General features: G+C 64.2%; 10 protein-coding genes. 8 read left to right on the forward strand and 2 right to left on the reverse strand.

Annotated features, from left to right (window positions below; genetic code table 11):
* Both HV675_RS31090 and HV675_RS31095 read left to right on the forward strand, forming a co-directional pair.
* The coding region (locus HV675_RS31090) for a DUF748 domain-containing protein (RefSeq protein WP_175115299.1) at nucleotides 1-1,330 on the forward strand (1,330 nt) is incomplete at its 5' end.
* Nucleotides 1,331-1,453: 123 nt separating this feature from the next.
* Entirely contained in the window at nucleotides 1,454-2,803 is a 1,350-nt protein-coding gene (locus HV675_RS31095) for a hypothetical protein (RefSeq protein ID WP_175115300.1), read from the forward strand.
* Between the two features lie 45 nt (nucleotides 2,804-2,848).
* Here the strand turns inward: HV675_RS31095 and pdxR are convergent, their stop codons facing one another.
* Nucleotides 2,849-4,465 (reverse strand): MocR-like pyridoxine biosynthesis transcription factor PdxR, encoded by a 1,617-nt coding sequence (pdxR, locus tag HV675_RS31100; RefSeq protein WP_175115301.1) that lies wholly within the window; start codon nucleotides 4,463-4,465, stop codon nucleotides 2,849-2,851.
* A 184-nt stretch (nucleotides 4,466-4,649) separates the two neighbouring features.
* Here pdxR and HV675_RS31105 point away from each other — a divergent pair, with 184 nt between their 5' ends.
* The 6 genes from HV675_RS31105 to HV675_RS31130 all read left to right on the forward strand — a co-directional run bounded on the left by HV675_RS31105 (nucleotide 4,650) and on the right by HV675_RS31130 (nucleotide 12,423).
* A complete protein-coding gene (locus HV675_RS31105) occupies nucleotides 4,650-5,741 on the forward strand; it encodes an ABC transporter ATP-binding protein (RefSeq protein WP_175115302.1) in 1,092 nt (363 codons plus the stop codon).
* Nucleotides 5,742-5,811: 70 nt separating this feature from the next.
* Nucleotides 5,812-6,864, forward strand: coding sequence for an ABC transporter substrate-binding protein (locus tag HV675_RS31110; protein WP_175115303.1), 1,053 nt, complete (start codon nucleotides 5,812-5,814; stop codon nucleotides 6,862-6,864).
* 79 nt (nucleotides 6,865-6,943) lie between these two features.
* A complete protein-coding gene (locus HV675_RS31115; protein ID WP_246270668.1) occupies nucleotides 6,944-8,215 on the forward strand; it encodes an ABC transporter permease in 1,272 nt (423 codons plus the stop codon).
* A gap of 34 nt (nucleotides 8,216-8,249) precedes the next feature.
* Nucleotides 8,250-9,089, forward strand: coding sequence for an ABC transporter permease (locus tag HV675_RS31120; RefSeq protein WP_175115304.1), 840 nt, complete (start codon nucleotides 8,250-8,252; stop codon nucleotides 9,087-9,089).
* Between the two features lie 507 nt (nucleotides 9,090-9,596).
* The gene (locus HV675_RS31125; protein WP_175115305.1) at nucleotides 9,597-10,229 is read left to right on the forward strand and encodes a response regulator transcription factor; all 633 of its coding nucleotides are present in this window, start codon (nucleotides 9,597-9,599) and stop codon (nucleotides 10,227-10,229) included.
* 22 nt (nucleotides 10,230-10,251) lie between these two features.
* Complete coding sequence (locus tag HV675_RS31130) at nucleotides 10,252-12,423, forward strand: response regulator (protein WP_175115306.1); 2,172 nt, start codon at nucleotides 10,252-10,254, stop codon at nucleotides 12,421-12,423.
* A 178-nt stretch (nucleotides 12,424-12,601) separates the two neighbouring features.
* On the opposite strand, the gene acnA is transcribed toward HV675_RS31130, so the two are convergent.
* Nucleotides 12,602-15,319 (reverse strand): aconitate hydratase AcnA, encoded by a 2,718-nt coding sequence (gene acnA, locus HV675_RS31135; protein ID WP_175115307.1) that lies wholly within the window; start codon nucleotides 15,317-15,319, stop codon nucleotides 12,602-12,604.
* Between the last annotated feature and the right edge of the window lie 167 nt (nucleotides 15,320-15,486).

Consider the following 15,486-nt stretch of genomic DNA (forward strand, 5'->3'; position numbering starts at 1 on the left):
CGGCCCGGCTAGCGCGGCGACCGCGACCGCGCCGCCGCCCGCTTCGGCGCCGCGCACGGCCACTGCCGCTGCGGGAAAAACGCAGACGACTGCACAGACCACAGCGCAAACAAAAACACAGACCGCGCCGAGCGCGCCGGTAAAACTGCACTTCGGCCAACTGGTGCTGCAAAACGGCCGCGTCACCTACACCGACAACTTCGTCAAACCGAACTACACGGCGAACCTCGTATCGATCCACGGCACGGTCGGCGCGTTCGGTACGCAATCGACGACGTCCGCGCCGGTGGATATCGCCGCCAAGCTCGCGGCGAACGGTCCGCTGTCGATCCGCGGCACGGTCAATCCGCTGATCGCGAAGCCCGCGCTCGATCTGACCGCCTCGGCGCACGACATCGAGTTGACCAATCTCACGCCGTATTCGGCGAAATACGCGGGCTATCCGATCACGAAGGGCAAGCTGAACGTCGATCTGCACTACAAGCTCGAGAACAATCAACTGAGCGCGAACAACCATCTGTTCATCGATCAGCTGACCTTCGGCGACCACGTCGACAACGACACTGCAACGAAGCTGCCGGTGAAACTCGCGATTTCGCTGCTGAAGAACTCGCGCGGCGAGATCGACGTGGACATTCCGGTGTCGGGGTCGCTCGACAATCCGGAGTTCAGCATTGGCGGGCTGGTCTGGCGCGCGGTGCTGAACCTGCTGGAAAAAGCCGTGACCGCGCCGTTCTCGCTGCTCGCGCATGCGTTCGGCGGCGGAAGCGGCGAGGACTTCGGCTATGTCGAATTCGAGCCGGGTTCCGCGAAGTTGTCCGATGCGGCCGACCAGAAGCTCGATACGATCGCAAAGGCGCTGGCCGACAAGCCGTCGGTGCGGATCGACCTGATCGGGCGCGTCGATCCGGCGATCGACGAACCGGCGCTGCGCACGCGTTATGTCGATCGGCTCGTCAAGCAGCAGAAGCTGAAAGATGTGGTCGGCAACGGCGAGAGCGTCGATACGTCGAGCGTGAAGGTCGACTCGAACGAATATCAGAAGTACTTGACGAAGGCGTATAAAGACGCGGACTTCAAGAAGCCGCGCAACCTCGTCGGCCTGACGAAGACGCTGCCCGACGACGATATGAAGAACGCACTCGCCGAACACGCGCCGATCAATGAAGCGAGCTTGCGCGATCTCGCGCAGCGGCGCGCGCAGGCGGTGCAGCAATACTTCGACGGGAAGATCGACGGCAGCCGCGTGTTTATCGTCGCGCCGAAGCTCGACGCGAAAGACATCAAGGATAAAGGCGCGACGACGCGGGTGGATTTCGGCTTGAAGTGAGGGGCGCGCTACGCCGGCGTCGTCGAGGGCCGGTGGTGTTATCCATGCAGGTCCGGCAAGCGATCCAGATGCCTATCATGGGTTGCGTACCGGCCCGGCGCCGGGGCTATCGGCGGAGTGTGCATGGTTAGCATGGTTGGCATGGGCAGCCTGGCAACGGGGCAGGCGTGGATTGAATCGAATCGCCAGGATGCCGGGGCGCGCGATGTCCCGGTTCGAGTGAAACGCGCCCAGTTCAAACCCAGGTGGCAGTCGAACAAGGAAAGCTGGGCAGAGTTTCAATGCCGGTATTACAACTGGCGCATGGGCTTGCCGGCGCGTACGTCCTGCGTCGGGTCGAAGATTCCGCCCAGGGAGGGTAGGACGCCGGATGCCAGGCCCGCGGACATCGCGCTTCAGGTCGCACTGTCGTTTGTCAGCGGCGGCCCGTTCAACCCCGTTATCGGCGGGCGGTTCGCAGGAGCGGGCTCGGTCGCTGTCCTGTCGCGCCCGGGCGGCGGCTTGCGCTTCGACTTGACGATTGTCGGCGAACGGCCGGTTGGTGCGCGGCCGGCAACCGCCGCCGCAGCGGAACGGACAGGCGCGCCCACACAGTCGCCGATGGATACGACGTCGCCGCCGCGCTCGAACGCGCAGTCGCCGATGGATACGGCATCGCAGCCGCGTTCGAATGCACAGTCGCCGATGGATACGGCATCGCCGCCGCGTTCGAATGCGCAGTCGCCGATGGATACGGCATCGCCGCCGCGTTCGAATGCGCAGTCGCCGATGGACACGGTATCGCCTCCGCATTCGAATGCGCAAACACCGATGGATATTCCGCCGCCGTCATCCGACGCGTTATCGGGCAAGCCAACGAGCGCATCGACGCGGGCGCACGACTTTCCTGCACCGAAACCCGCCGCTGCGACAGCGGGGGCGAACATCGAAGTGCACACGCCGGCTTCCCAGGGCTTGTACCTGAACAGACAGGGGATGCTGGAAAAGAAGGCTTTCTCGACGGTGTACCGCGTTGCGCCGGTTTCCGAACGCGATGCCATTCAGCAGTACGGCTTTTTGCCGTCGACGCATTTCGGCGGCATCGACAAAATGATTTCGGGCGACGCGCTGATCGTGTCCGAGACCGCCGATGGGGCGCGCGTGTTCGGCGACGGCGAATATGGTCCCGGCTGCTACGATCTGTACGAGATCGACGCCCGCGGATACATCGGCGCATCGCTGCAGGACAACGTCGATTTCAACACGCGTGTGATGGCAAGCCGCCTCGGCTATACGCGTGAGGCACTCGAGTCGATGCCGCCGCGCGATATCGCGGAAGGGGCGCTGGAATTCAGGGAGGCGCATATCGATGCGGCGGCAGGCGGTCCGCATCGGCTGAGGCTCATCGAGTACGGCGCGCTGCCGCCGCCGGCTTCGCTAAATGATGTCCTCCATGGCGGCAAGACCGGCAGCGGTTCGGCAAGCGACAGATAGCGTCCGTTTTCAGCCGATGCCGTGCGCGCAGGCGTCGCGCGGCGCTTACGCCGCGTGCGGCGATACGCGCAACGCGGTCTCTTCGATCACTCGCGCAAGCGTGTCGAACGCCGGCCCGATCCTCTCATTCGGCACGCACGCGTAACCAAGCAACAGCCCGCGCCGCGCGGGCATCTCGCTGCTGTAATACGCGGCGAGCGGTCGCACGATCACACCAGCAGCGTATGCGGCCGCGGTCACCGCGCGGTCGTTCGCATGGCCCGGCAGGCCGAGCACGAAATGCAGGCCGGCCTCGTCGCCCATCACTGGCAGCGCGTTGCCGAAACGCGCGGTGATCGCGTCGATCAGCATCTGCCGACGCTCGCCGTACAGCGCGCGCATGCGCCGCACGTGCGAAGTCAGATAGCCATCCATAATGAATTCGGTCAGCACCGCCTGCTGCATCAGCTGACCTTCGCGATACAGCTCGGCCACGCCGGTCCTGAACGTATCGACGAGTTCCTCCGGCGCGATCATGTAGCCGATCCGCAGCCCCGGAAACAGCATCTTGCCGAGGCTGCCCACATAGATCACGCGGCCCGCATCGTCGAGGCCCTGCAGCGACGCAAGCGGCCGGCTGCCGTAGCGGAACTCGCTGTCGTAGTCGTCCTCAATGATCCATACGCCGTGGCGCTTCGCGTACTCGAGCAGCGTGCGGCGCCGTGCGAGGCTCATCACCATGCCGAGCGGATACTGATGCGACGGCGTGACGAGCGCGAGCCGCGGCGGCGTACGCAAATCCGGCTCGCGCGGGTTCAGCCCTTCGTCGTCGACGGGCACAGGCGCAAGCGTGAGCCCCGACGATTGCAGCACGCTGCGCACCCCCCAGTAACACGGCTCTTCAACCCATGCGCGATCGCCGACGTCGGTGAGCAGGCGCACCGCGAGGTCGATCGACTGATGAATGCCGGTGGTGATGATGATCTGATCCGGTGTGCAGTTCACCGAACGGGCGACCCGCAGATAGTCCGATAGCGCGCGCCGCAGCGGCCGGTAGCCGCCGCCGGGCGCGTAGGTCAACAGGTCCGGGTTCGCCTGCTTCCACAGCTTCGCCTGCAGGCGGCTCCATGTGCGTGCGGGAAACTCCGACACGTCCGGCACACCCGGCATGAACGCGCCCCACTGTTTCGCCGAGACGCCGGCCTGCCGGATGAGCCGCTTCCCGCGCACGGACAGGTCGCGGGTCTCGGTGCGATGCAATGGCTGCGAGGCGGGGTGCGCGGCATTCCGCGCGTCACTGGCGCCGGCGGCGGCGCCGGCGAGGCGGCCGGCGCGTGCCGCATCCGCCAGTGCGGGTTCGCCAGCCTGATGGCTGGAGGGCGCCGCTTTTCGCGCGTCGACCGCGCGGCAGTCGGGCCGCGTATCGGCAACATACGTACCGCTGCCGGTGGTCGACAGCACGTAACCCTCGGCGGTCAACTGGTCGTAGACATGCAGCACCGTGTTGCGCGCGATCCGCAGATCGGCAGCCAGCATGCGCGAGCTTGGCAGCTTCGTGCCGGGCGGCAACTGACTCGTCAGGACGGCTTGCTGCAACAGCCGCAGCAACTGACGGTAAACCGGTTCGGCATCGCCGCGATCGAGCCGCGCGGCAAGCCAGTCCGACAGGATGACCGTGTCCAAGTGGTTCTATCCGGAATAATGAAATGGTTCCATAAGGTAGAACCGTAACCGGCTATATTGGATCGCGCAATCAATGCAATCCCTTGCTGGCGAGGGAGCCACCGCCGGGATTAGACTCGCAGAAGAGCCTCGAGCCGAACCCTACGGACAACCAGGCGGTCGGCGCGCAAAGGAGACACCCACAATGAAAACCGCAGACGTGATCGTCAGTTTTCGAGGCGTGCGCAAGACGTATGACGGCGAGACGCTCGTCGTCAAGCATCTCGATCTCGACATTTACCAGGGCGAATTTCTCACGCTGCTGGGGCCGTCCGGTTCGGGCAAGACCACTTGCCTGATGATGCTGGCGGGTTTCGAATTTCCGACCGGCGGCGATATCTGGCTCGACGGCACGCTGCTCAATACGGTGCCGCCGCACAAGCGCAACATCGGCATGGTGTTTCAGAACTACGCGTTGTTCCCGCATCTGACGGTCGAACAGAATGTCGCGTATCCGCTGAGCGTGCGCAAGCTCGCGGCTGCCGAGCGCGCCCAGCGCGTCAATCAGGCATTGACCACGGTGCGCATGGAGAGCTTCGCAAAGCGCTATCCGGCGCAGCTTTCCGGCGGCCAGCAGCAGCGCATCGCGCTGGCGCGCGCCCTCGTGTTCGAGCCGAAGCTGGTGCTGATGGACGAGCCGCTCGGGGCACTCGACAAGCAGTTGCGCGAACACATGCAGTACGAACTGAAATCGCTGCACGAGAAGCTCGGCGTGACCTTCGTCTACGTGACGCACGACCAGGGCGAGGCATTGACGATGTCCGATCGCGTGGCCGTGTTCGACAAGGGCATCGTGCAGCAGCTCGACACGGTGGACCGGCTATACGAGTCGCCATGCAACGAGTTCGTCGCGAACTTCATCGGCGACAGCAACCGCTTGCGCGGCACCATCGCGCAGGTCGACGGCGACTTCTGCGAGTTTCACCTGGTCGACGGTACGCGCCTCGTCGGGCGCAATATCGGCGGCGCGCAGGCGGGAACCGCCGCGGTTGCGTGTATTCGTCCCGAACGGATGAAGCTTGCCGCGGATGGGTCGCGGCCCGGCGCGAATGCGCTCGCGGGCGAAGCGCGCGGCCTGATTTATTTCGGCGATCACGTGAGAATGCGCTGCGGCCTGCCGCAGCAGGACGAGTGTTTCGTGAAGGTGCCGCTCGGCACCGAAGCAATCGAACGATTCGCGCCGGGCGCACCTGTCGCGCTGGAATTCGCACCGGAGCATCTGCGTGTGTTCGCGTGAGCGCATCGAACCGGGCACGCATGCGTATCAGGCTCTGGCAGGCAAGCTATCAATAAACGAGGAGGTCATCATGAGAAGAAGCGGGCAAGCGCGCTGTGCAATCGCAATCGGTGCAGCAGTCGCCGTATTCGGCGCCGCGGCGCAGGTTGGCGCGGCAGAATTGACGGTGGTGAACTTCGGCGGCGCGAACGGCGACGCGCAGAAGATCGCCTTCAACCAGCCGTTCGAAGCGAAGAGCGGTGCGAAGGTAACGGCGGTCGAGTACAACGGTGAGCAGGCCAAAGTGAAGGCCATGGTCGAAGCGAAGCATGTGAACTGGGATGTCGTCGAAGTCGAATCGGGCGATCTCGGCCGCGGCTGCGACGAAGGTCTTTATGAAAAGCTCGACTGGTCGAAGATCGGCAAGAAGTCCGACCTGGTTCCGGAAGCGCCGCAGACTTGCGGCGTCGGCATTTTCGTCTGGTCGACCGCGATGGCCTACAACGCGGACAAGCTGAAGACGGCGCCGGCGAGCTGGGCCGACTTCTGGGACGTGAAGAAGTATCCGGGCAAACGCGGCATGCGCAAAGGCGCGCGCTACAACCTCGAGTTCGCGTTGATGGCCGACGGCGTGCCGCCCAAGGATGTCTACAAGGTGCTCGCAACCAAGGACGGCCAGGACCGCGCGTTCAGGAAACTGGACGAGTTGAAGCCGAACATCCAGTGGTGGGAAGCCGGCGCGCAGCCGCCGCAGTTTCTGGTGGCCGGCGACGTCGTGATGTCGACTGCGTATAACGGCCGCATCGACGCCGCGCAGAAAGAAGGCAAAAACCTGAAAGTGGTGTGGAACGGCAGCATCTACGACCTCGACTATTGGGCGATGCCGAAGGGCACGCCGAACAAGGCGCTGGCCGAGCAGTACATCTCATACTCGATTTCATCGCAGCCGCAGCAGGAGTACGCGAAGCATATTGCGTATGGGCCGGTGAATGAGGCGGCGATCAAGTCGCTTGATGCGAAGACGCTGGCGAATCTGCCGAACTCGCCGACCAATGGGAAGAACGCGGTGCTGCAGAATCTGACGTTCTGGACCGACCATGGCGATGAACTCGAGCAGCGGTTTGCTTCGTGGGCGTCGAAGTAGGGGATTGGATTGGTGGGAAGTGCGGAGCGGCGTCAGCGCTAAAGCGCTGACGCCGCTTCACTCGCAGGAGAAACCAGAGTTGACCACAGCGACAATCACCGCAGACGCAACACCCGAATCCGCGGGCAAGCTCAAGCGTGAACTCAAAGCGGCCGAGTCGCGCAAACGCGTGATGGCGCTGCTGCTGATCGCGCCGCTTGCGATTTTCCTGCTGCTGATCTTCGTCGTGCCGATCGGCACGCTGTTGACGCGCGCCGTGCAAAATCCGGAAATCGCAACGGCGTTGCCGCGTACCGGCGCCGCGCTGCGCGACTGGGATCTGAAGTCCGTGCCCGACGATGCCGTCTACGCAGCGCTTGCCGCAGACTTGACCGCGGTCGCCGACGGCGAGGCGATGGGCGCCCTCGCGCGGCGGCTGAACACCGAAATTCCGGGCTATCGCTCGCTCGTCGCAAAGACCGCCCGCGCGATGCCGCTCGCCGACGACGCCGGTCACGCACTCCCGCCCGCGCAGATGCGCGCGAAGATTCTCGAACTCGACGAACGCTGGGGCGACCCCAGATACTGGCGCGCGATCGCAAAGAACCGCGGCGTGTATTCGCCGTTCTACCTGCTCGCGTCGCTCGATCACCGGCAGGATGCGTTTGGCAACATCGCACCGACCGACCCTGAACAGCAGATCTACCTCGCAGTATTCGCGCGCACGTTTCTGATCGGCGCGGTCGTCACCGTCTGCGCACTGCTGCTCGGCTATCCGCTCGCATACTGGATTTCGACGCTCTCGGAACGCCGCGCGAATCTGGTCATGATTCTCGTGCTGATCCCGTTCTGGACATCGATTCTGGTGCGCGTCGCCGCGTGGATCGTGATTCTGCAGAACGAAGGGCTCGTCAACAAGGCGCTGATCGGCAGCGGGCTGATTCACGATCCGCTGGCGCTGCTGTTCAACCGGGTCGGCGTGTATATCTCGATGACGCATATTCTGCTGCCGTTCATGATCCTGCCGCTGTACAGCGTGATGAAGTCGATTCCGCCGTCATATCAGCGCGCGGCGATTTCGCTCGGCAGTCACCCGTTCGCCGCGTTCTGGCGCGTCTACGTGCCGCAGACCTACCCGGGTGTCGGCGCGGGCGCGTTGCTGGTGTTCATCCTGGCGATCGGCTACTACATCACGCCCGCGCTACTCGGCGGACCGAACGACCAGATGGTCAGCTACTACGTCGCGTACTTCACGAACGTGACGATCAACTGGGGCATGGCCTGTGCGCTTGGCGCGTTGCTGCTGGCGGCGACGATCGTGCTGTATGTGATCTACGGGCGCTTCACGCGCTCGCAAGTCAGCCTTGGCTGACGTTTCAGAAGCGGCGCCAGGAGCGACCCGGACCATGAAATTCGCCAAACCGATGTTCGCGCCGCACACGTCGCTCGCCGAGCGCGTGTGGTACTTCGCGTTGCGCGTCCTCGCGCTGCTCACGCTGCTGTATCTGGTGCTGCCGGTGCTGGCGATCGTGCCGCTGTCGTTTTCGTCGAGCACCTTCCTCGTTTATCCGATTCCGGGCTGGTCGCTGCGCTGGTACCAGAACCTGATCGGGTCGGACGAATGGCGCATGGCAGCGAAAAACAGCTTTATCGTTGCGCCATCGGCCACCGTGCTCGCGACGGTGCTCGGCACGCTCGCCGCGATCGGCCTCACGAAGGCGAACTTTCGCGGCAAGTCGCTGCTGATGGCCGTGCTGATTTCGCCGATGATCGTCCCGGTGGTGGTGGTCGGCGTCGGCATGTATCTGTTCTTTGCGCCGCTCGGTCTCGCCAATACCTATGCCGGGCTGATCATGGCCCATGCGGCGCTCGGCGTACCGTTCGTCGTGACCACGGTCGCGGCCACGCTGCAGGGCTTCAACTACAACCTGGTGCGCGCGAGCCTGTCGCTCGGCGCGAACCCGCTGCAAACCTTCTTCCGCATCACCCTGCCGGTGATCGCGCCGGGCGTGATTTCCGGTGCGCTGTTCGCGTTTGCGACGTCGTTCGATGAAGTGGTCGTCACGCTTTTTCTCGCGGGCGCCGACCAGACCACGCTGCCGCGTCAGATGTTCACCGGCATCCGCGAAAACATCAGCCCGACAATTGCGGCACTCGCGACCATTCTCATCATATTTTCGACGTGCCTGCTGCTCGCACTCGAATGGCTGCGCGGCCGCAATGCGGCACGCGTAGTGCGCAAGTGATGTCTTCTCCTCTGCGCGCCACCCGTCCGCACTGACTGCGCCGGGCTCTCGCGCCGCTCCTGCGCTGCGCCGCCATCAGCGCTTCGTACGCCATCACGGCGATCGCGTCGCATCAGGCCCCGGCTTTCTCCCCGCCTGATGACCGGCGGCGTTCCCTTGCGAAATTTCAACTGCTGACGAATCCGACGACGCGCCGGGAAATTTCCTGGACTTTGCGCGCGCCAACCTGTTTATGCTCGATCCTGCGGGAAAGCAGAGGCGCTGACGCAGGCAAGCATGAAACGGGTCGAGAACCCGGACGTCATGCATAAGGCATCAGCCGGAAATGAATCTTCATGACCGGCCGCCGGATCGACCGTGATAAAAATCCGGGTCCGGCGCACGGACATGACGAACAGGCGAGGACAGGAGCATGCACAACGGCTAAACACGGCAAAAAGCGACGTCGACAAGCGTCGATGAATTTTCATTGACTCATGCATGAATAATAAATTTGGAGAACAAAACATGACCACCGTCATGATCGTTGACGATCACCCGGCACTGCGCCTCGTCATCCGGACACACCTTGCGCAGGTCTCGAACATCGGCGACATTGTGGAGGCCGACAACGGCCAGGAAGCGGTCGAAATGACGCGCCAGCATTTGCCGGATCTCGCGATTCTCGACCTCGACATTCCGCGCATCAATGGGCTCGACGTCATTCCGCGCTTGCGGCTCGCCCATCCGGACATCCGCGTGATGATCCTGTCCGGCCACGATACGTCCACGTTCGTGCAGCGGGCGGTACGCGCGGGTGCGCAGGGGTTCGTGAGCAAGACGCAGGACATTCGCGAGATCGTGCGCGGCGTCGAGGCGATCCTGTCCGGGTACAGCGTGTTTCCGATGACCTCAGGTACGATCGTCGCGCCGATCGTCGGGGAGATCAGCGAGCGCGACAGGCTCGATCTGCTCTCGGACAAGGAACTGGTCGTGTTGCAGATGCTCGCGAAGGGCATGTCGAACAAGACGATCGGCGAGGCGCTCTTCATCAGTGACAAAACAGTGAGCACATACAAAACGCGGCTGCGCGAGAAACTCGGCGTGTCGTCGCTTGCCGGCATGATCGAATTCGCGACCTATCACAAGCTGATCGACTGATCCGCCACCGGAATTGCAAGCAATGACTCACACGGCCCCTTCGGCGAGTGCGTTGCCGCACACGCGTCGTCTGCGCGACGTTGCGATTGCGGGCGCGGTGCAGCAGCCAGCGGCGCTGGCGTCGATGTGTGCGTTCGCGTTGCTCGGCGCACCGGCGACCGGCGTGGTGGTCGCCAGCCTGATCGCGTGGTCGCGTTCGCGCACGGCGCTCGAGCGTTCGCTGCATCGCCTGCGCGGATTCGAGGACGAACTCGCGAAACTGCGTCGCGACGATGCGGCTCGACATGCTCGCGCGGAGCATCTGCGCGTCGAAGTGCAGCGGCGGTCCAGCGCCGCTGCACGCGAACGCGCACAGGTTGCCGAGCGCGCGCAACGCCTCGTTTGCGATCCGGCGCAAGCGATCGTCGAGATGCTGAACGAGACCGATGCGCAGGCCGCGCGGCGTCTCGCGCCACAGGGCGGCGCGCCATTCACTCAGATCATTCATGCGGCGCTGGCGACGCTCGCGCAAACCGTGCGCGACGGGTTCGATCCGTCGCCGCCCGACACGCGCGCGATCGTGCTGGACGAAACACCGCTCGATTTGCGCGACGTCATCGACGCGGCGGTGGTGCTGCTCGCGCCGCGCGCAATCGCAAAAGGGTTGCGCTTGCGCGTCTGCATCGACCGGTCCCTGGCCGCGTCCGTGCTTGCCGATCGCGATCGGGTCGGTCAGATCGTGTTCAATCTGCTGGGTGCGGCGATCGCATCGGCCGATGCCGGCCAGCTGACGATTGCGGCTCGCACCGAGACTTTGAATGCGGGCTCGCAGCGCGTGTTCATCGGTATCAGCGGCGCGCTGCGCGCGGAACCGGCCGACCCGCGCCGCGTGCCCGGCGATGAGGGCGCGGTGCCGGTGCCGGCCGGCCTTGTCGGGTTGGACGATCCGGACCTCGCGCTGTGCCGCGTGCTGGCTCAGCGTATGGGCGGGGATATCGAGGTCGGCAATAGCGCGGCGTTCGGCGTCTGCGTGGCATTTCATGCGCCGCTGACGGTGGAGCGCTTCGCCCGTTTGCCATCGGACGGCAGCCGGCGCCGCGCGGTGGTCGAACTGTCGGCTCGCGACGAGCGCCTCGCGTTGTGCGATCTGCTCGACAAGCTTGGCGTCGTGGTCGTGCCGGAGGGTATGCCCGAACCGGCGGATGTCGATCTCTGGTTTGTCGACGAGCAGGCACCGCCTCCCGACGCAGCACGTGCATCGCGTGTCGTTTCGCTAACCGAATCATTTATCCCAGGTGGTCTGCGCGATGCAAACGGCGCGCTCACGTTATCGGTGAATCCGCTCCTGTGGAGCGCGGTCCAGCGCGTCTGCGCGCTGCGAGGCAGTCAGCATCGGATGCGCGCGCGGCGCCCGCGCACGCCGGACACGCGGACAGCGGCGCCGGCTGAGGCGACCCGCACGGCGCTGGTCGTCGACGATAACGAAATCAACCGCAAAGTGGTGGCGCGCCAACTCGATGTGCTCGGATATCGCTGCGTCACCGCGGTGGACGCCGAAGCGGCGCTGGCCGAAATGACTCGTCAGTGCTTCGATTTGCTGATTACCGATCTGCATATGCCTGGCGCGAGCGGCATCGAACTCGCGGCGCGCGTGCGCGCGATGAATCGCGGCTTGTCGAGCACCATGCCGGTCGTTCTGATAACCGGCGAAACGGATGCCGGCAAACGCGCTGACGTGCCGCCCGGGTTGTTCGCGGCAGTGCTGCCGAAGCCGACCAGTCTCGATGCGCTCGCTGCTTGCCTGCGCGCGCTCTTTTCCGGGCCGTTGCCGGGTGCGGCGCCCGCGGAGCCACCACCCGTCGAGCCACCACCCGTCGAGCCACCACACGAGGAGCCGCTCGATCGTCAGCATCTCGATGCGCTTGCCGGACAGGGCGTCGACGTCCGCGAAGTATTGAACGGCTGGCAGCAAGCGATGCAGGATGACCTCGCATGCCTGCGCACGTGCCGGGAACGGGGCGAGAGAGAGGAGCAGCGTGCGTTGCTGCATCGGCTGAGCGGCGCGGTCGGGCTTGTCGGCGCGGCCGGGCTGATGGATGCGCTGCGCGAGGCAAGCGTCACGCAGCCGGAACCGCCGGCCGCATTGCTCGACAGTCTGGTCGCTCGCATGCGCGCGCTGATCGCGCAACTGCGACGCGATGACGTCGAGCGCTAGGCCGTTGCCTCCGCAGCAAGCGGCACAGCGGCGACCGGCATCACGCCCGAGCCCGGCGTCGCGATAGCCGAGCAATAAAAAAGCCCAGCAATGAATGCTGGGCTTCGAAAACCGCTGCGTCCCGTTCGAGGGACGCAGCACTTGCGATACGCTAGCTTGCGCTTGCGCCGACGTAACGTTACGCGGCGAGCAGCGAGCGCAGCACGTACGGCAGAATCCCGCCGTGCTTGTAGTAGTCGACTTCGATCGGCGTGTCGATGCGCAGCAGCACCGGTACGCGCTTCGTTTCGCCGTTCTTGCGGTGGATCACCAGCGTGACTTCCTGTTGCGGCTTGAAGTCGTCGCCGAGACCTTCGACGTCGTACGTTTCGTCGCCGGTGATGCCGAGCGACTGGATGCTGTCCGAGCCCTTGAACTGCAGCGGCAGCACGCCCATGCCGACCAGATTCGAACGGTGAATCCGCTCGAAGCTGCGCGCCACGACCACCTTCACGCCCAGCAGTTGCGTACCCTTCGCCGCCCAGTCGCGCGACGAGCCCGTGCCGTACTCTTCGCCGGCAAACACGAAGGTCGGCGTGCCTTCGCCGATGTACTTCATCGCGGCGTCGTAGATGAACATCTGTTCGCCGCCCGGCTGGTGAATCGTCAGGCCGCCTTCGACGCGTGTGCCGTCCGCCTTCATCGGGATCATGAAATTCTTGATCCGCACGTTCGCGAAGGTGCCGCGCATCATCACGTCGTGATTGCCGCGACGCGAGCCGTAGCTGTTGAAGTCGGCCTTCTGCACGCCGTTTTCCTTCAGCCATTTGCCGGCCGGCGAGTCTTCCTTGATCGAGCCTGCCGGGCTGATGTGGTCGGTCGTCACCGAATCACCGAACACGCCGAGCGCACGGCCGCCCTTGACCGCGGCGATGCTGGTCGACGGCTCCATCGAGAAGTCGTCGCCGAAGAACGGCGGCTCGGCGATGTAGGTCGACTTCGGCCAGTCGTAGACCTGGCCTTCGGCGCCCTCGATCTTGCTCCACAGGTCGCCCTTCTTCGTGAGCTGCGCGTAGTTCGTACGGAACGTCTCGGCGTCCAGCGCGAATTTCAGCAGCGCATTGACTTCGTCGCTCGTCGGCCAGATGTCGCCGAGGTAGATGTCCTTGCCGCCCTTGCCCTGGCCGACCGGCTCGGTCATCAGATCGCGCGTGATGTTGCCGGCGATCGCATAAGCGACGACGAGCGGCGGCGAAGCGAGGAAGTTCGCGCGCAGGTTCGGGTGAATCCGCGCTTCGAAGTTACGGTTGCCCGACAGCACCGCGGCCGCGACGATGTCGTTCTTCGTGATCGCTTCGTTCAGTTCCGGCGTCAGGTCGCCGGCGTTGCCGATACAGGTCGTGCAGCCGTATGCGGCGAGCGTGAAGCCGAGCTTGTCGAGGTACGGCAGCAGGCCGGTCTTGGTCAGGTAGTCGGTCACGATGCGCGAGCCGGGCGCGAGCGACGTCTTGATATGCGGTGCGACGGTCAGGCCGGCTTCGACGGCCTTTTTCGCGAGCAGGCCGGCCGCGAGCAGCACGCTCGGGTTCGACGTGTTCGTGCACGACGTGATCGCGGCGATCAGGATGTCGCCGTTCTTCACGTTCACGCCGTTGCTGGTCGTGTATTGCGCGTCGAGGTCCGCGGCCTTCTTCGCAAAGCCGTTTTCGCCGACCGGCTTCGAGAACAGGTCCTTGAACGTCGACTTCACGTTGCCGATTTCGATGCGGTCTTGCGGGCGCTTCGGACCGGCGAGCGACGGCGCAACCGAACCGAGATCGAGCTTCACGACCTTGGTGTAGTCGATGTCGCCTTCACTTGCGACGCCGAACAGCTCCTGTGCCTTGAAGTAGTTTTCGAACGCGGCGATTTCCGCATCGGTGCGGCCGGTGCCGTTGAAGAACGCGATCGTCTTTTCGTCGACCGGGAAAAAGCCCATCGTCGCGCCGTATTCCGGCGCCATGTTGCCGATCGTCGCGCGGTCCGGCACCGACAGCGAGCGCGTGCCTTCGCCGAAGAACTCGACGAACTTGCCGACCACTTTTTCCTTGCGCAGCAGTTCGGTGATGGTCAGCACGAGGTCGGTCGCCGTCACGCCTTCGCGCAGCTTGCCGCTCAGGTGCACGCCGACCACATCCGGCGTCAGGAAGTACACCGGCTGGCCGAGCATGCCGGCTTCCGCTTCGATGCCGCCGACGCCCCAGCCGACCACGCCGATGCCGTTGATCATCGTCGTGTGGCTGTCGGTGCCGACCAGCGAATCCGGGTAGTACACGGTGTCGCCGTTATCGGACTTCTTGTGCACGCCGCGCGCGAGGTACTCGAGGTTCACCTGGTGCACGATGCCGACGCCCGGCGGCACGACCTTGAACGTGTCGAACGCCTGCATGCCCCACTTCATGAACTGGTAGCGCTCGTTGTTGCGCTGGAATTCCAGCTTCATGTTCAGGTCGAGCGCGTTCTTCTCGCGGAAGTGGTCGATCTGCACCGAGTGGTCGACGACGAGGTCGACCGGCACGAGCGGCTCGATCGACTTCGGGTTCTTGCCCGCACGCTGCGCGACGCCGCGCATCGCGGCGATGTCGGCAAGCAGCGGCACGCCGGTAAAGTCCTGCAGCACGACGCGCGACACGACGAACGGGATTTCGTCGACGCGGGCCGCGTTCGGCTTCCAGTTCGCGAGCTGCTCGATGTGTTCTTCGGCGATCTTCTTGCCGTCATAGTTACGCAGCACCGATTCCAGCACGATACGGATCGAGACGGGCAGTCGCTCGATCTTCACGTTCAGTGCCTTGCCAAGCTGCGGCAGCGAGTAGTACTTGCCTTTGCCGGAACCGCTGTCGAATTCCTTGAGCGTTTTGTGGAGGTTGTGGGCCATGGTGTTTTTCCTGGGGTTTTCGAGGAAATGACGTTGCTACGTTTCTGAACTAGATGACGTACAGATCGACGTATTCATTGACCGGCATCGCTTCGAGCTTTGCCTGATCCAGCGACACGTCGAGGATCGCCTGTTGCTGCTTTGCCGGGAAACGCCGCGCAAGGTTC

Source organism: Paraburkholderia solisilvae (assembly GCF_902859875.1).
GTDB classification, from domain to species: Bacteria; Pseudomonadota; Gammaproteobacteria; order Burkholderiales; family Burkholderiaceae; genus Paraburkholderia; species Paraburkholderia solisilvae.